Genomic DNA, 17,205 nt, shown 5'->3' on the forward strand with positions numbered 1-17,205 from the left:
CACACTTAACCGACACTGTGTTCCAGACTGATGGCTAACAGTTTCTGTGCTTCGACGGCAAACTCCAGCGGCAGTTCGGAGAACACATCTTTACAGAATCCGTTAACAATCATTGAGATGGCATCATCTTCACTGATACCACGCTGCAAGCAATAAAACAGTTGGTCATCGCCAATTTTTGATGTTGTCGCTTCGTGTTCCAATTGGGCTGAGTTATTGCGCACTTCCACATACGGGAAGGTATGCGCACCGGAGTCCGGCCCAATCAACATCGAATCACATTGCGTGAAGTTACGTGCGTTATCCGCACCGGGCAGGATTTTCACCAAACCACGGTAGGTGTTCTGGCTATGCCCAGCAGAGATCCCTTTGGCAATAATTGTTGATTTGGTGTTTTTGCCAATATGAATCATCTTGGTACCGGTATCGGCTTGCTGGTGGCCATTCGTTAGTGCCACCGAGAAGAACTCACCGATTGAGTTATCACCCTGTAAAATAACGCTTGGATATTTCCAAGTAATAGCGGAGCCAGTCTCAGATTGAGTCCATGACATTTTTGAACCCGCACCTTCACACAACGCACGTTTGGTCACGAAGTTAAGAATACCGCCAGTGCTATCAGCACCGGCGAACCAGTTCTGCACCGTTGAATATTTCACTTCAGCATTTTTGTGCAAAATGACTTCAACGACCGCAGCGTGTAGCTGGTAGCTGTCTCGCACTGGCGCTGAGCACCCTTCGATATAGCTGACATAACTGTCTTCGTCAGCAATCAGAATGGTGCGTTCAAACTGCCCTGTTTTAGCCGCATTAATACGGAAATAGGTGGATAACTCCATCGGACAGCGCACACCTTTTGGCACATAAACAAAAGTGCCATCAGAAGCCACCGCCGCATTTAGCGCGGCAAAAAAGTTATCTTTAGCCGGTACCACCGACCCCAGATATTTACGTACCAAATCCGGGTATTCCTGAATAGCTTCGCTAAATGAGCAGAAAATAATCCCTTGTTCGGCTAATTTCCCACGGTAGGTGGTCGCAACCGAAACTGAGTCAAAAATAGCGTCTACTGCTACTTCGGCCCCTTCGCGCACCGGAACCCCTAGCTGAGCAAAGGCAGATTCAACCTCTGCGGTGAGGTACTCATTCATCGCCTGTTCAGACAGATCACGTGGTGCCGCACTGTCCGCAGACGATTGCTGCACTGCACCGGGTTGCGAATCACAACTGTCATCACAACTGCCACAGGATGGCGCGGAGTAATAACTGTAGTCCTGATAATCCAGACTTTTATAATTGGCTTTCAGCCAGTGAGGCTCTTCCATTTCGAGCCAACTGCGATAAGCACCAAGACGAAACTCCAGCATCCATTCAGGCTCATTACGTTTCGCTGAAATGGCGCGAATGACATCTTCACTAAGGCCTTTCGCTAACTGATCAGTCGCAAGCTGGGTAAAAAAGCCTTCTTTGTAACGACCATCGCTGACCCAAGCCTGCACATCATCTGGAACCTCTACATTGCTTCGTGTCATTTCGTTTACATCGCTCAAACGCCAAAACTCTCGCCACACCCGCAGGAATGCTGAGCTTTAGGATTATTAAATTTAAAAATCTGGTTTAGCCCTTCGCGGACATAATCCACCTCGGTGCCATCGATAAACGGCATCGCTTTTAACGGTACGTAGAGTTTGGCACTGCCCTGTTCGAAAACCAGAGCGTCGCTGGCTGGCTCTTTAGCCATATCCATTACATAAGCAAACCCCGCACAACCGGATTGTTTCACGCCAAGCTGCAATCCTTTAATTTGCGGATCTTGCTGCATGAGTCGTGTAATTTGTGCGGCAGCGCTCTCTGTTATCGTCACGCCCTGCCAGACATTCTCGTCGAGTGAAAATGTCCCGACTGATTCCTGTTGCATATGCCCTACCTTATATTTCGCAATCACCCATTAGGTTGATCTTTTCAGGTTAACAATTTGCTGGCTGATTATTGGAGAATCAACACAGATTATTTACAATGGTAGTGATAATAATTATCACTTCAACCGTTTGTTTTGCAGGGATATTAAGAAAAGTGCCGTTTGAACCTCGAATGAGGCGGCAACGAGTAAGCATGCTGCGATGGCCGAAGAGGTCTGGAGGAAAAAGTGCACTTTTATCACCCTGAAATAAATGAATAAATTCCTCGGTGACGCTCGAATCCCTTACTATATCAAGGGCTAATCGCAGTCAGCCGCTGAGTATTTAAAACATTCATAAAAAATACCTATTTCTATTTTAACTTTAGCTGAAAACCCTCACAGGGGAAACCTATCATAGAGATTCGCCGCATTTATCGGCTAAATGAAACTGTCTGAAGGGAGCCGCAGCAAGTGCCATGAGCTGCTGACGTCACTCAGGGCCATTGGTGGCCCTGAGTCAGGTAATCACGTGTAATTTGGTGGGGGAATGACCTTATCGGGACAACACGGCGACGGTTAAACGCGAGGTACAACACAGATGGTCTTCTTCATCAAACACCTCAATCTGCCACACCTGATGGCTGCGGCCGATATGAATGGCCCGACAGCAACCCCGAACTTTCCCGGAACGTACTGCTTTCAGGTGGTTAGCATTAATCTCCAACCCCACGACTTGCTGGCCTTCGGTGGTACACAGATATCCGGCCATCGAACCGAGCGACTCCGCCAGCACCACCGACGCACCACCATGAAGTAAACCGAAAGGTTGAGTCGTCCGCTGGTCTACTGGCATCGTGGCTTCTATTTCGTTATCAGAGAGGCGGGTAAACTCAATGCCCAAATGCCCAACCATACAGCCCTGGCATTGCTGGTTTAACTGTTCCAGCGTTGCGGTGCGTTTCCACAGCATCTTTTCCCCTTGGTTGTTGAAATTACAGCAGCAATAGCTGTTCTGATTACTCAGCCCATCCTTGGGCTTTGCCTCTGCGAGGCGGCGGCAAGTAGCACGAAGTAAATAGCATAGTCAGCTCGTAGGTTAAACCAGCTCAAGCAAAGCTTGTAACGGATGTCTCAGTCCATTGCCTTCAATACGTTTAACCTGACTCCGGCAAGAGTAACCTGTGGCTAAACAGCGTTTACCCGGTAACTTTTGTAACGCCTGTTGCCAGGATAACGCGTAAATACCCAACGAGTTATCGATGTTCCTCGCTTCATGACCATAAGTTCCGGCCATGCCACAACACCCGACACTGACGTTTTCCAGTTTGGCACCATAACGGGAGAATATTGCTGCCCAGTGCTGGCTGCTGGCAGGTAGTGCCGTGGTTTCGGTGCAATGCCCAAACAGGTACCAGGATTCGCCACTCATCTGCTGCTCTGGCAGGTCAGCCAGGGCCATCTGTAGCCACTCGTGCACCAATTGCACCGTAAAGTCACCGCGCGCATCACCAAGAATCTCTTTATATTCATCGCGATAACAAAGAACCAGCGCCGGATCAACCCCAACCATTGGTATCCCCAGTAACGAAATGCGATTAAGAAAATCTGCCGTCTTACGGGCCGTTTTAGCAAAACGTTGCAGGAAACCTTTAATGTGCTGCGCTTTACCGTTGGGTGAGAATGGCAACAGCACGGGATTGAAGCCCAGTTTTTCGACCAAGTGAACAAAATCCGCCACCACCTGAGCGTCGTAGTAACTGGTGAAGGGATCCTGCACGATCAGCACATGCTGGTGGCGTTCTGACTCAGACAGTTTCTCCAACTGCTCAAGGGTCATAGTACTGGCATAATGGCCGGATAATGATTGCTTCAACGTTGGGCTAGAAAGCATCGGTAAGTCCACCATACCAATACTTTTCCGGCTTAGCTCCCTGACCCACGGCTGTTTGAGGAAAAAGTTAAACACTTTTGGGGTTTTGGCCATTAACGGCGCATAACTCTCTACTCCAGCCACCACATAGTCACGCAGTGGGCGATGATAACGGGTGTGATACAACTGTAGGAAGCGGGAACGGAAGCCCGGTACATCAATTTTTATCGGGCACTGCGTCGAGCAAGCTTTGCATGCCAGACAACCTGACATCGCCTCTTTGACTTCATGAGAGAAATCATAATCCCCCTGACTGGCAGCCCAGGTATTACGGGTTTTCTCAATCAAACCACGCAGGCTGGGGCGTTTGGTCGCCAGCCCTTTCTCTAGTGCAATGGGGTCAACCCCTTGCTCAGATAGCAGCCGTAACCATTCTCGCACCAGCGTTGCCCGTCCTTTTGGTGAATGAATACGGTCACCGGTAATCTTCATCGACGGGCACATCGGGCTACGTGTATCAAAGTTAAAGCACAGACCGTTACCATTACATTCCATCGCACCTCGGAATGAGGTTCTTACTGCTAACGGAATACGCCGGTCCAAGGTACCGCGTTTATCTGAGGTATCCACTTTCATCATTGGCGCATCACTGCCCAACGGTGAGCATATTTTCCCCGGATTTAAGCGATTATCCGGGTCGAAAACGGATTTAATGCGCCGCAACTCGTGGTAAAGCACTTCACCAAAGAAGTCAGGGCTGTATTCTGCACGGAAACCCTTACCGTGCTCGCCCCATAGCAAGCCGCCATAGCGCTCCGTCAGTTGCACCACTTGGTCAGATATCTGTTTCATCAGCATTTCTTGCTGTGGATCGCACATATCCAGCGCTGGGCGTACATGTAATACCCCCGCATCCACGTGACCAAACATGCCGTAGCTCAAATTGTGGCTATCAAGCAGTTGGCGGAACTCGACAATATAATCGGCCAAATGTTGTGGTGGCACACAGGTATCTTCCGCAAACGGAATGGGCTTAGCCTGGCCTTTACTGTTGCCTAACAAACCAACCGCTTTTTTGCGCATACCATAGATGCGCTCAATACCCGCTAACTCACTGCAAATCTGGTAACCAATAACGCCGCCTTGCTGAGCAGACATCAGGTCATCCAAGCGCTGACAAAGTGCCTCCATTTGACTATCGATCAGTGCCTTATCATCACCGGCAAACTCAACGATATTCAACCCCAGCATCTCTTTATCAGGGATATCGGTAATCAGCTCTTTTACTGAGTGCCAGACAATATCTTCTTTGGCCAGATTAAGAACTTTAGAGTCCACAGTTTCCACTGACAGTGCTTTGGCTTCCACCATAAACGGGGCATTACGCAGAGCGGAATCGAAGGAGTCATACTTTACATTCACCAGACGGCGAACTTTAGGCAGCGGTGTTATATCCAGTGTCGCTTCAGTAATGAAGGCCAGCGTGCCCTCTGCACCGGTTAAAATTCGGGTCAGGTCAAAGGTTTGCAGGTCATCACTAAACACGTGGCGTAAATCATATCCGGTCAGGAAACGGTTTAATTGGGGGAATTTCTCCAGAATCAGCGCGCGCTGCTCACGGCAGTGATGCAGCACCGTATGATAAATACGGCCGGTTACAGAGTCCTCCTGCGCAATCGTTTGTGCCAATGCCGTCGGCATGGCGCGGGTATCGAGCAGGGTTCCACCCAGCAATATGGCACGTAGCCCCAACACATGGTCGGACGTTTTGCCATACACTAGCGACCCCTGCCCAGAGGCATCGGTATTGATCATTCCACCCAATGTGGCGCGGTTACTGGTCGATAACTCGGGCGAAAAGAAGTAGCCGAATGGCCGCAGATATTGATTGAGCTGATCTTTAATCACCCCCGCTTCAACCCGCACCCAACCCTGTTCGGGATTAATCTCCAGAATACGGTTCATATGGCGCGACATATCCACCACAATGCCACTGTTCAGTGCCTGGCCATTGGTGCCGGTCCCGCCGCCGCGAGGCGTAAATACCAGGGATTTAAAACTCTCCAGGCCAGCCAGACGGCCAATCAAGGCAACATCTGCAGTCGAACGAGGAAAAACCACGGCGTCGGGTAGCAGTTGGTAAATACTGTTGTCCGTCGCCATAGTCAGGCGATCGGCATAATTAGTGGCGGTATCGCCGGTGAATCCGTTTTGCTTCAAAGCATCCAAAAAATCTAGCACCAACTGGATGACACCCGGTGCCTGAGAAATCTGTGGGATCATTAGTGTGACCCTATCTAATAGGTATGTTTGTGGTTCCGCCAAGAGATTATCTGCTAGCAATCCTCTTTGTCGAATAATTTATGTCAATTCAGAATGATGAGAAAGTGATGCGTATCTGCCGAGGATAAATGCGGCAATAAATCATTAAGTATCAAAATTATATATTGTATAAATAATAGTCGCACCACGCCGAAAGAACATTGTTTCAGCACCTTGGTTGCGGTCGGTGTTTTTGTTATGTCCAAGCTAATGCTATTTTTTAACAAATCACAGCAGTAAAATCCGGCGTTGTCTGTTAAAACATTAAAAAATACACCATGATTAGTACAGATGCTTAATTAGTTCAAAATCTAATGAGTGCCTAAAAAACAGTGCGATGGCCACCTTGCCATGACTTTCGATGTGAGAACCCATTGATGAATTACCCGCAGCAGCGCCGTTTCGATTTACCTAAACTGATGTTTGGGGTGATATTCATTATGATAATGATTATCGCCAGTTTCTGGGTGGTACAGCCTTTTATTATGGGTTTTGCCTGGGCGGGCATGGTAGTCATTGCGACCTGGCCACTGTTGATTAGGCTGCAAAGGCTACTTTGGGGTAAGCGCTGGCTGGCTGCTATTGTCATGACTCTGCTGCTGGTGTTGTTGTTTGTCATCCCGATAGCCCTACTGGTCAGCAGCCTGGTGGAAAACAGCGGCCCGCTTATCCAGTGGGCATCCAGCCCGTCTAATGTGCGCATGCCGGATATGACCTGGTTGCAATCGATCCCAATGGTGGGGAACAAACTCTATAGTAGTTGGCATACATTGGTTGCCGGTGGTGGCAATGCGATGATCGCCAAAGTTCAACCCTATATTGGTGCGGCCGCGACCTGGCTGGTAGCTCAAGCCGCCCATGTCGGTTATTTTTTGATTCATCTGGCGCTGATGGTGCTGTTCAGTGTTTTACTCTATTTCCATGGTGAGCAAGTCGGGCTGGGTATCCGCCATTTTGCGGTGCGCGCTGCCGATAAACGTGGTGATGCCGTCGTGGTGCTGGCCGCTAAAGCTATCCGGGCCGTCGCATTGGGGGTCGTGGTCACCGCACTGGTACAAGCAGTGCTGGGCGGGATTGGGCTGGCGATTGCGGGCATTCAATACGCCACACTGTTTACCGTATTAATGTTTATCTGCTGCGTAGCTCAGCTTGGGCCACTGTTGATACTGGTCCCGGCAATTATCTGGTTGTATTGGACCGGTGATACCACCTGGGGCACGGCACTGCTGGTTTGGAGCTGTATCGTTGGTACCATGGATAACGTTTTACGCCCCTACCTTATCCGTATGGAAGCTGATATGCCGATGATTCTCATCCTGTCCGGGGTGATTGGTGGCTTGTTGTCATTCGGCATGATTGGCTTGTTTATTGGGCCGGTGGTGTTAGCCATCTCCTACCGCCTGACTTCTGCCTGGGTCAATGAAGCGCCGGAACCTGAAGAGAGTATGAAGGAAGTTGCCAAGCATTTAGAAGAGCTTTAGCTCTTACCGGGGGTTTGGTAGTTATGCTGCCGAACCCCTATTATCCAGCGACATTCGCTATTAACAATTAAGAACAACCGTTTTAATTCCTCTATTTCTATTCTCAACCTGTATTTCATTAGTTATTAAATAGAATGATTATTAATAACCATATGAAATTAATCCTATAAAAACATTTATTTAACCTATTATATTCAGAAGATTCTTAATGACTAAGCCACGGAATTTACTTAATATTATTATTAGAAAGTGCTTTCCCCAAGGCATTTAAATAATTCATCTTCAAATGACTTATTTAAATATCTGTAATCGAATACACGTATTGCTGTGTGTAGTCTTTGCCTGTCATCTTAGACGGGCTTTTTTTTTACTTATTATTGCAAAAAATCCGCAACCTAAGCTGCGGATAATTAAATGTCTCTCTATCGGTATAACCCGAGTCCAATCAATGCTTAGTATGTTGCGCCAAACTGACCCACGTTTGTACTACGGTGTCTGGGTTAAGGGACAAACTGTCAATCCCCTGATCCATCAGCCATAAAGCAAAATCCTCATGGTCTGACGGACCCTGACCACAAATCCCCACATACTTGCCTTGACGTTTCGCCGCCTGAATGGCCATCGACAGCAACGCCTTAACGGCTTCATTGCGCTCATCAAACAGTTCAGAAACCACACCGGAGTCGCGATCCAGCCCCAATGTTAACTGAGTCATATCATTGGAGCCGATAGAGAAGCCATCAAAATGCTCAAGGAATTGATCCGCCAGCAATGCATTGGACGGGATTTCGCACATCATAATAAGCTTCAGGCCATTCTCACCACGTTTCAGCCCTTGTCTTGCCAGTTCTGCCACCACCGCCTCTGCCTGAGCCACTGTACGTACGAAAGGCACCATGACTTCGACGTTAGTCAACCCCATCACATTCCGCACCCGCTTAACCGCCTCACACTCCAGTGCGAAACAATCACGGAAGCTGTCTGCGACATAACGACCCGCCCCACGGAACCCTAACATCGGATTCTCTTCATGTGGCTCATAAGCTTCTCCGCCAACCAGATTGGCGTATTCGTTAGATTTAAAATCCGACAAGCGCACAATCACACGTTTCGGCCAGAAAGCGGCACCCAAGGTAGAGATCCCTTCGGTCAAGCGACCAACGTAAAACTCGACCGTATCGTCATAACCCTTCATCAAGGCTTTGATTTCTGCCTGAATTGCAGGCTCCTGGCTATCGAATTCCAGCAATGCTTTAGGATGCACACCAATCATGCGGTTGATGATAAATTCCAGACGCGCCAAGCCAACGCCGTCATTTGGGAGACGGGCAAAGTCGAAGGCTCGGTCTGGATTGCCAACATTCATCATTATTTTCAACGGCAAATCAGGCAGTTCAGTAACTTGTGAGCTCTGAATCGAGAAATCGAGCAACTCTTGATAAACATAGCCCGTATCCCCTTCGGCGCAAGAAACCGTAACCTTCTGCCCTTCTCTCAGAATATCAGTGGCATTACCACAACCCACAACGGCTGGGATCCCCAGCTCACGAGCGATGATTGCCGCATGGCAGGTACGCCCGCCACGGTTGGTCACAATCGCTGATGCTTTTTTCATGATCGGTTCCCAGTCAGGGTCCGTCATGTCTGTTACCAGTACATCACCCGCCTGAATACGGTCCATCTCGCTGATATCATTAATCACCTTAACCGGCCCCGCACCAATACGATGACCAATGGCGCGCCCCTCCACCAGCACCTCACTTTGGGCATTCAGCAGATAACGCTCCATAACTTGCTCGTTGGAACGTACTGTTTCTGGGCGAGCTTGCACGATAAACAGCTTACCGGTATGGCCATCTTTGGCCCACTCAATGTCCATCGGGCGGCCATAATGCTTTTCGATTGATAGTGCCTGATGCGCCAGCACTTGTACCTCTTCATCACTGAGAGCGAAACGATTGCGTTGTACTTCTGGCACATCTTCAATCTGTACCTGTTTGCCATGTTCCTGGCTTTCGGCATAGATCATGCGAATTTTTTTCGAACCCATAGTGCGGCGTACTATCGCGGGTTTGCCATTACGCAATGTTGGCTTATGGACATAAAATTCATCCGGGTTCACCGCCCCTTGCACCACCATTTCGCCTAAACCATAAGCTGCGGTGATAAAAACCACCTGATCGAAGCCTGATTCAGTATCAATAGTAAACATCACGCCCGCCGAGGCGAGATCAGAGCGCACCATCCGTTGTACACCAGCAGATAGCGCCACCCCACGGTGGTCGTAGCCTTGATGCACACGATAGGAAATAGCGCGATCATTGAACAGTGAGGCAAATACGTGCTTGATAGCAACCATCACCGCATCAATCCCCTGCACATTCAAGAAGGTTTCCTGCTGGCCGGCAAAGGAGGCATCTGGCATATCTTCGGCAGTAGCCGATGAGCGCACAGCAAAAGAAGCCTCAGGCTCACCGTCAGCTAATTGTTGGTAGGCTTCATGAATAGCCTGTTCAAACTCGGGATGGAACGGCGTCTCAACCACCCATTGACGAATCTGCGCGCCCGCTTTGGCTAATGCCGCAATATCATCAACATTGGTCTGATCCAACAATTGATAAATGCGTTGGTTAACACCGCTTTGCTCCAGAAATTCGTTAAATGCTTGAGCTGTGGTAGCAAAACCATTAGGTACCGAAACACCCAGGTCTGAAAGATTGGTTATCATTTCACCCAGGGAGGCATTCTTGCCGCCTACCCGCTCAACATCGTTCATGCCAAGCTGATTGTACCAAAGCACATTGCACAGATTTAGGCCATTGTTGGACATCGAAACAATCCTTTTTACATTGTCTATTAATTATGGACGGTCAGTAGGGTACAGACGGAGGTATCACGGCTGACGAATCAGCTATTTCAGACTAGCACAATGATCCATAGTCCATGGACAGGTGAATCGATCAACCCAACAAGAAAAGTTATTTTCAGGCGATTCTGACAGCAAACGCTTTACCGATAGGCCGAATCAGGCACACTGATTAGGCTAAACTTGTCACCAGATGCTCATTTATCAGTGTGGTCAATCCGACCAGAAAAATACTCAGGAGTCAGCGTGGAGAGAAGTGTGTTTTATATTTCGGATGGTACCGCCATCACTGCAGAAGTACTCGGTCATGCTGTTTTGTCGCAGTTCCCTGTTAAAGCCACTACCTTTACGCTGCCGTTTGTCGAAAGTGCTGCGCGTGCGCAAGAGGTTTGCCAGAAGATTAATCAGATATATCAAGACACTGGCGTTAGACCGCTGGTTTTCTATTCGATAATCAGTGCGGAAGTGCGTGAACTCATTCAGCACAGTGAGGGATTTTGTCAGGATATTGTGCAAGCACTGGTTGCCCCACTACAGGGCGAACTGGGGGTTGCCCCACAACCGGTGCTCAACCGAACCCACGGTCTTACTGAAAGCAATTTGGGCAAATACGATGCGCGGATTGCGGCTATCGACTACGCCCTGGCCCATGATGACGGTATTTCTCTGCGTAATCTGGATCAAGCACAGGTGATTCTATTGGGGGTTTCCCGTTGCGGTAAAACCCCAACCAGCCTCTATTTAGCCATGCAATTTGGGATTCGTGCTGCAAACTACCCATTTATCGCCGATGATATGGACAATTTGCAACTTCCCGCCGCGCTGAAACCTTTTCAGCAAAAACTGTTTGGTTTGACAATTAACCCTGAACGGCTGGCGGCAATCCGTGAAGAACGACGTGAAAATAGCCGTTATGCCTCGCTGCACCAATGCCGAATAGAGGTGGGTGAAGTAGAAGCGCTATTTCGCAAGAATCAGATTCGCTATCTGAACTCCACTAACTACTCCGTTGAGGAAATCTCCACCAAAATCCTGGATATTTTAGGCATGAGTCGCCGCATGTTCTAATGGAATATTTGCCTGAGATATTATTTACAGTTTATTTCATCACAAATTGTATGAATCAAGGCCGTGGCGGTTGAATTCATTTAGTTTTGGTTTATTGTGATCGCCATCACTTCCCGGTATTCCTGCCGCAGAGAAGAACAGATTTAGAGAATTTCCATGCACAAAACAGATGAACTGCGGACTGCGCGCATCGATAGCTTAATCACGCCACAACAACTGGCGGAAAAATTACCGATTTCTGCCAGCATTGCCGATAACGTGACAGCGTCACGTAAACGAATTGAAAAGATCCTCACCGGCGAAGACTCCCGCTTGCTAGTGGTTGTCGGTCCCTGCTCGATTCACGACCTTGATGCCGCCATTGATTACGCCACCCGACTGAATGTATTACGCGAGCGCTATCAGGATCGCCTGGAAGTCGTCATGCGCACCTATTTCGAGAAACCGCGCACCGTCGTGGGTTGGAAGGGGTTAATTTCTGACCCGGCGTTGGATGGCTCATGTCAGGTCAATCGAGGGATTGAGATGGCGCGCAAACTGCTATTGGCAGTTAATGAGTTAGGTCTACCTACTGCCACCGAATTCCTTGATATGGTGACAGGTCAGTACATTGCCGACCTGATCAGTTGGGGGGCCATTGGCGCACGTACCACGGAAAGCCAGATTCATCGAGAAATGGCATCGGCCCTCTCCTGCCCGGTGGGTTTCAAAAATGGCACTGACGGCAATACCCGCATTGCAATTGATGCTATCCGTGCCGCGCAAGCCAGCCATATGTTTTTATCCCCGGATAAAAACGGCCAGATGACGATTTACCAAACCAGCGGCAACCCGCATGGGCACATTATTATGCGTGGCGGTCGGCAGCCTAATTATGGTGCATCTGATATTGCCACAGCCTGTGACAGCCTGCGTGAATTCGATTTACCGGAACATCTGGTGGTCGATTTTAGCCATGGTAATTGTCAGAAAATGCACCGCCGCCAGTTGGAAGTTGCCGCTGATATCGGGCAGCAAATCCGTAACGGTTCTAGCGCTATTGTCGGTGTGATGGCTGAAAGCTTCCTGATTGAGGGCTCGCAGAAAATTGTTGCGGGTCAGCCCTTGATCTATGGACAATCCATTACCGACCCTTGCCTGAATTGGGCCGATACTGAACAGTTATTGAACTTATTGGCCATTGCTGTCAGCAGCCGGTTTTAATTAACACACAGTGATAGAATGGGTTAACACGCCACATTGACTCTGTTCTATCACTGGATTAAATGGTCCACGCCCCCTCATTCCGCTCAAGCTCCCTTTTTACAAATCAATTCTAAACTATCTATCCAAAATATTAATTACTAAGAAAAATAAAGGAATTAACATAAAAAGTAATAGAGATTGTTATTGAAACCATCCACAGATGAAGATGATAATGATTATCACTTAACTGGATACTCTAAAGAATACTTCTTATGCGCAAGGGCACCTATCCTAATCAAGCCGTAAATTGCACACCAACCCCATCTCCTGCGGTGTTGCAATTATCCTGTATTAATAGCGGACAACTGCTTGGTCAACATGATGTCGTGGTGATCAATCACCAAGGGCAGTTCTATTATTTGCGCCAAACCAAAGCAGGAAAACTAATACTGACTAAATAATTTTTAGTCACTCGATCCTATTTGCAAAAAATATCCACTACGCCAGCCACCTTATATTGAATACTCAGGCAGCCAGCAACTTATTGATTATGTTTAATAACATAGGGAGAGTTGCTTATGCTTCGTTTTTTTCGTTTGTCTTTATGCAGTCTGGCAATAACCGTGGCGTTATCCCCGCTGGCAACAGCTCATTCGGCACCTGCCAGTAAGAATCACACCCTTATTGTTACCGGAACTCAACCGGCGACTGACAGTTTCAACACCCCCGGCACAGTCACCGTCATTGATGCTGCATTACCAGACAAACAAACTGCTACCACCGCCGCAGAAATGCTGCAAAACGTACCCGGTGTGAGTGTTAGCGGTGTTGGGCGCACCAATGGACAGAACGTTAATATCAGAGGCTATGATCAGTATGGTGTGCTGGTGCTCATTGATGGTATTCGTCAGGGCATCACGGGGGCCAATATCAGTGGTACTTTCCTTGATCCGGCCCTGATAAAGCAGGTCAGCATCATTCGTAGCCCATCAACATCAAGGTTTGGCAGTGGTGCCATGGGCGGGGTGATTGCTTACCAGACCGTTGATGCGGCCGACTTGCTGGCTGAGGGCCAAAATCTTGGTTTCCGAGTCAGTGGCTTTGGCGCCACGGGTTATCACAGTATCGGCTCTGGGGTGTCCATGTTTGGCCGTACAGAGAGTCTTGATGGCATTATCGCGCTAAGTAAACGTAAGGTCGGCAATATTTACCACGGCAACGGTAATGAAGCGCCGAATGATGAAACGATTAACAGCTTGATGTTTAAGGGCACCGCCTATCTTTCTGACAGCCAATCGTTAACCACCGCCCTGCGTTATTACAATAACCAAGCACTAGAACCGCGCATGGCTAATCTTAGTACGCCTGACTTAAAATTTAATAAAAATCCAATGATGAATCGTTCCACCCTTCAACGTGATGCCGAGTTAACCTACCGCCTGCAACCACAACACCTTGATTGGTTGGATGCCACCAGCCAACTCTACTATTCCGAGATCAATATTAGCGATGACGTCAATCGCGAAGGCTCAGGCCGCCGAAAACAGATCACCCGTGGTTTAAAGCTGGAAAATAGCAGCCTGCTATTTACTCACAGCCCGGCTGCAAATTTATTCACTTATGGCATTGAAACCTACCATCAAGAGCAAGTTCCAGTCGGTGTTATTCGTAGTTTCCCCCCGTCTGAAATCAAATTTTCCTCCGGTTGGTTGCAAGATGAAGTTACGCTGCGTGATTTACCCGTTACCTTGCTGCTAGGCAGCCGTTTTGATCGTTATCACAACAGCCGCGCCGGTTTTGCTGATAGAGAAGCTAAAAACGGGTCAACTCGAGGTGCCGTTACCCTCAAGCCCACCGATTGGCTGATGTTGTTTAGTGCCTACAGCCAAGCGTTCCGTACCCCAACGCTGACTGAGCTTTATAATGATTCGATTCATTTCTCTATGGGGCCTTTTACCAATCGCTGGCGACCCAATCCAAACCTAAAACCCGAAAGCAACGTCACTCGTGAGGCTGGTTTTGGTTTGAACTTTGAACAATTATTGTCCAATGATGATTTGATTGAATTCAAAGCCAGCTACTTTAATATTGATGCCAAAAACCGCATCACCAGTGAAGTCCACACCGAATTTTTTGGTAAAAATTACTCCGGCTACATCAATATCCCGCGCAGTAAAAGCTGGGGTTGGGATGTGTCATTGGATTACCAGAATCAATGGATTGACTGGGCGCTGGCCTATAACCGCACTCGTGCTATTAATCTCGACACCCGCCAATTTATTAACAGTATCAATCCAGATACCGTCACCAGCAGGCTTAATATCCCTATTGCCAACAGTGGTTTTAGCACTGGCTGGATCCTGACAATGGCAGAAAACACCAAGTTTATGAAAAATAACGATGCCAAAACGTCGTCACGCCGTTCCTATGCGCCGCAAGCTGGTTATGCGGTCCATGACTTTTACCTAAGCTACCGTGGGGCTGGCAGCTTGAATGGCCTCACCACCACCGCAGTATTGGGTAATGCGTTTAATAAGGAGTACTACTCACCGCAAGCAATCCCGCGGGATGGGCGTAATGCCAAACTGTTAATCAGCTATCAGTGGTAATCACAAGGAAGCGACTCATGGAAATGTCACATTACCAACACTATCTCAACATTCGGCAGCAACACCCCAGCAAGCCTCTACACGATATTGCCCTCATGATGAATATCAGTGAAGCCGAGCTATTTTATGCGCGGGTAGGACAGGATGCAGAACGCCTGGATATCAGTGCCGATAGACTGCTGACTGAGTTAGCCAGTGTCGGTGTCACTAAATCGATCACCCGTAACGATTATGCAATACATGAGCATTGGGGTGAGTACCAGAATTTACGCTTGCACGGTCACCTGGGCTTGGTTCTTAATCCACGCGCGCTGGATTTAAGGCTGTTTTTCCGCCAATGGGACAGCATTTTTAGCCTGAGTGAGGAGACACCACAGGGTAAGCAACTGAGCATTCACTGCTGTAATCTGCAAGGCAAGGCAATCCATCAAATCTACTGTACCGAAGAAACAGACCTTAACGCATGGCAGCAGTTGGTAGAAAAGTATCGCTGTGAAACCAATGCGCGATTGGTGTTCTCCCCCGCAGAAAAGGCGTTAACTCAAGAGACAGCCATTGATAACGCTGCGATAGATAATGAATGGCGCAAGATGAACGATATCCATCAGTTCTTTATGCTACTCAAACGCAATAAAATCACCCGCCGGCAAGCCTTCCGGTCTGTCGGTGATGATCTGGCTTATCCGGTTGATAATAAAGCATTAAGGCAAATTTTATATGCGGCACAGGCTTGCCAGAATGAAGTGATGATCTTTGTCGGTAACACCGGGTGTATGCAGATCTTCACTGGCGTGATAGAACAATTTATTGCCTGTCAGGGGAAGCAAACACCGCCGCCTCATTGGATGAGTGTGCTTAACCGCCGTTTTGCTTTGCACCTGCATGAGAATGCCATTGCAGAAAGTTGGGTAACACGCAAACCGACCAAAGAGGGTTACATCTCAAGTCTGGAGCTGCTGGATACTCAAGGTAATCATATTCTGCAATTATTTGGGCAACGTAGCGAAGGCCAACCAGAGCAGCACCACTGGCATCAGCAACTGGCCGAATTGACTGCCATAGGCTCCGCTGATGAATAAATGGCTAATATTTATTGCCCTTATAATTCCAATCAGTGGCATTGCCAGCCAACGCATTATCACACTCGGTAGTGATATCTCTGAAATCACCTACGCATTAGGCGTAGGTGCCAACATGGTGGCCAGGGATAGTGCCAGCCAGCACCCCAGTGAATTGAAAACCTTACCCGACGTGGGTTACTTGCGACAACTCAATGCCGAAGGCATTCTCGCGTTACAACCTACGTTGGTGTTATGTCGTAAGCAGGCTTCAGCGTCACGAGCGCTGAAGCAAATCACTGACTATGGGGTAAAGGTCATACTTATTCCCGCGGACAGCTCGCCACAAACAGTGGTAACTAAAATTCAGTTGATTGCCACCGCAGTTAATCAGCAACAGAAAGGCCGACAACTGATCAATCACTACCAGCAACAGCTAGCAATGATAGATTCCACACCATTGCCGGTAAAGGTTCTATTTATCCTAAGCCACGCGGGGTTACCGCCGCTGGCTGCGGGTAAAAATACTGCTGCGGATAGCTTATTTCGCCTTTCAGGCCTGAACAACACCATGCAAAAATTCAGCGGCTATCGCCCTTTATCACAAGAAGGGATTATCGCCAGTGCTCCTGACCTGCTGATTGTTACGTCATATAGCGTTAAATCACTGGGTGGCATTGATAATATATGGCGCTTACCGGGAGTAGCTCTGACTCCTGCGGGTAAAAAGCAACGATTACTGGTACTTGATGATAGGGCATTACTGAGTTTTGGCCTGCAAACACCCCAAGTTCTACAACAGTTGCGGAGTGCCGGGGAGTCCAGCCGGTAAAACGTCTTCTGTTA

The 17,205-nt window shown here is 48.4% G+C and carries 12 protein-coding genes and 1 other RNA gene; 8 read left to right on the forward strand and 5 right to left on the reverse strand.

Translation table 11 applies throughout. The features are described 5' to 3' along the window. Positions 1 to 5 precede the first annotated feature (5 nt). The 4 genes from sufB to Q2T72_RS12055 all read right to left on the reverse strand — a co-directional run bounded on the left by sufB (position 6) and on the right by Q2T72_RS12055 (position 6,053). Complete coding sequence (gene sufB / locus Q2T72_RS12040; RefSeq protein WP_372559127.1) at positions 6 to 1,532, reverse strand: Fe-S cluster assembly protein SufB; 1,527 nt, start codon at positions 1,530 to 1,532, stop codon at positions 6 to 8. Between the two features lie 14 nt (positions 1,533 to 1,546). Continuing rightward, positions 1,547 to 1,918, reverse strand: a complete 372-nt coding sequence (gene sufA / locus Q2T72_RS12045; RefSeq protein WP_083158723.1) for a Fe-S cluster assembly scaffold SufA — start codon at positions 1,916 to 1,918, stop codon at positions 1,547 to 1,549. A 535-nt stretch (positions 1,919 to 2,453) separates the two neighbouring features. Further along, on the reverse strand, positions 2,454 to 2,870 hold the full coding sequence (locus Q2T72_RS12050) for a hotdog fold thioesterase (RefSeq protein ID WP_083158721.1): 417 nt from the start codon (positions 2,868 to 2,870) through the stop codon (positions 2,454 to 2,456). Between the two features lie 126 nt (positions 2,871 to 2,996). Next, positions 2,997 to 6,053 (reverse strand): FAD-binding and (Fe-S)-binding domain-containing protein, encoded by a 3,057-nt coding sequence (locus Q2T72_RS12055; RefSeq protein ID WP_372569230.1) that lies wholly within the window; start codon positions 6,051 to 6,053, stop codon positions 2,997 to 2,999. 416 nt (positions 6,054 to 6,469) lie between these two features. On the opposite strand from Q2T72_RS12055, the gene ydiK reads away from it, so the two are divergent. Beyond that, positions 6,470 to 7,573: an AI-2E family transporter YdiK gene (ydiK, locus tag Q2T72_RS12060; RefSeq protein ID WP_083158718.1), complete on the forward strand. Its 1,104-nt coding sequence runs from the start codon at positions 6,470 to 6,472 to the stop codon at positions 7,571 to 7,573. A gap of 265 nt (positions 7,574 to 7,838) precedes the next feature. Further along, an RNA gene (gene rprA, locus Q2T72_RS12065) (antisense sRNA RprA) lies at positions 7,839 to 7,943 on the forward strand. A gap of 75 nt (positions 7,944 to 8,018) precedes the next feature. On the opposite strand, the gene ppsA is transcribed toward rprA, so the two are convergent. After that, positions 8,019 to 10,403 carry a phosphoenolpyruvate synthase gene (ppsA, locus tag Q2T72_RS12070; protein WP_372569231.1) on the reverse strand — a complete coding sequence of 795 codons (2,385 nt, stop codon included), beginning with the start codon at positions 10,401 to 10,403 and terminating at the stop codon, positions 8,019 to 8,021. Between the two features lie 282 nt (positions 10,404 to 10,685). Between ppsA and Q2T72_RS12075 the strand changes: the two genes are divergently transcribed. From Q2T72_RS12075 to Q2T72_RS12100, 6 genes are all read left to right on the forward strand, one after another. Continuing rightward, positions 10,686 to 11,507 (forward strand): pyruvate, water dikinase regulatory protein, encoded by an 822-nt coding sequence (locus Q2T72_RS12075; protein ID WP_083158716.1) that lies wholly within the window; start codon positions 10,686 to 10,688, stop codon positions 11,505 to 11,507. 156 nt (positions 11,508 to 11,663) lie between these two features. Then, positions 11,664 to 12,710 carry a 3-deoxy-7-phosphoheptulonate synthase gene (locus Q2T72_RS12080; protein WP_083158715.1) on the forward strand — a complete coding sequence of 349 codons (1,047 nt, stop codon included), beginning with the start codon at positions 11,664 to 11,666 and terminating at the stop codon, positions 12,708 to 12,710. A gap of 254 nt (positions 12,711 to 12,964) precedes the next feature. After that, entirely contained in the window at positions 12,965 to 13,153 is a 189-nt protein-coding gene (gene hemP / locus Q2T72_RS12085; protein WP_083158714.1) for a hemin uptake protein HemP, read from the forward strand. A 117-nt stretch (positions 13,154 to 13,270) separates the two neighbouring features. Beyond that, positions 13,271 to 15,301, forward strand: coding sequence for a TonB-dependent hemoglobin/transferrin/lactoferrin family receptor (locus Q2T72_RS12090; protein ID WP_372569232.1), 2,031 nt, complete (start codon positions 13,271 to 13,273; stop codon positions 15,299 to 15,301). 17 nt (positions 15,302 to 15,318) lie between these two features. Continuing rightward, positions 15,319 to 16,380, forward strand: coding sequence for a hemin-degrading factor (locus tag Q2T72_RS12095; RefSeq protein ID WP_372569233.1), 1,062 nt, complete (start codon positions 15,319 to 15,321; stop codon positions 16,378 to 16,380). Then, on the forward strand, positions 16,373 to 17,191 hold the full coding sequence (locus Q2T72_RS12100; protein WP_372569234.1) for a hemin ABC transporter substrate-binding protein: 819 nt from the start codon (positions 16,373 to 16,375) through the stop codon (positions 17,189 to 17,191). The genes Q2T72_RS12095 and Q2T72_RS12100 overlap by 8 nt, the downstream gene beginning before the upstream one ends. Positions 17,192 to 17,205 lie beyond the last annotated feature (14 nt).

The sequence above is a fragment of the Yersinia sp. 2466 StPb PI genome, assembly GCF_041538325.1.
GTDB classification, from domain to species: domain Bacteria; phylum Pseudomonadota; class Gammaproteobacteria; order Enterobacterales; family Enterobacteriaceae; genus Yersinia; species Yersinia enterocolitica_E.

What these genes read in the sequence shown, in the direction of transcription:
- ydiK (WP_083158718.1), top strand. Translation starts at nt 6,470, where the DNA reads ATGAATTACCCGCAGCAGCGCCGTTTCGATTTACCTAAACTGATGTTT.
- sufA (WP_083158723.1), bottom strand. Translation starts at nt 1,918, where the DNA reads ATGCAACAGGAATCAGTCGGGACATTTTCACTCGACGAGAATGTCTGG.
- Q2T72_RS12095 (WP_372569233.1), top strand. Translation starts at nt 15,319, where the DNA reads ATGGAAATGTCACATTACCAACACTATCTCAACATTCGGCAGCAACAC.
- Q2T72_RS12100 (WP_372569234.1), top strand. Translation starts at nt 16,373, where the DNA reads ATGAATAAATGGCTAATATTTATTGCCCTTATAATTCCAATCAGTGGC.
- hemP (WP_083158714.1), top strand. Translation starts at nt 12,965, where the DNA reads ATGCGCAAGGGCACCTATCCTAATCAAGCCGTAAATTGCACACCAACC.
- Q2T72_RS12090 (WP_372569232.1), top strand. Translation starts at nt 13,271, where the DNA reads ATGCTTCGTTTTTTTCGTTTGTCTTTATGCAGTCTGGCAATAACCGTG.
- Q2T72_RS12050 (WP_083158721.1), bottom strand. Translation starts at nt 2,870, where the DNA reads ATGCTGTGGAAACGCACCGCAACGCTGGAACAGTTAAACCAGCAATGC.
- Q2T72_RS12055 (WP_372569230.1), bottom strand. Translation starts at nt 6,053, where the DNA reads ATGATCCCACAGATTTCTCAGGCACCGGGTGTCATCCAGTTGGTGCTA.
- ppsA (WP_372569231.1), bottom strand. Translation starts at nt 10,403, where the DNA reads ATGTCCAACAATGGCCTAAATCTGTGCAATGTGCTTTGGTACAATCAG.
- Q2T72_RS12080 (WP_083158715.1), top strand. Translation starts at nt 11,664, where the DNA reads ATGCACAAAACAGATGAACTGCGGACTGCGCGCATCGATAGCTTAATC.
- sufB (WP_372559127.1), bottom strand. Translation starts at nt 1,532, where the DNA reads ATGACACGAAGCAATGTAGAGGTTCCAGATGATGTGCAGGCTTGGGTC.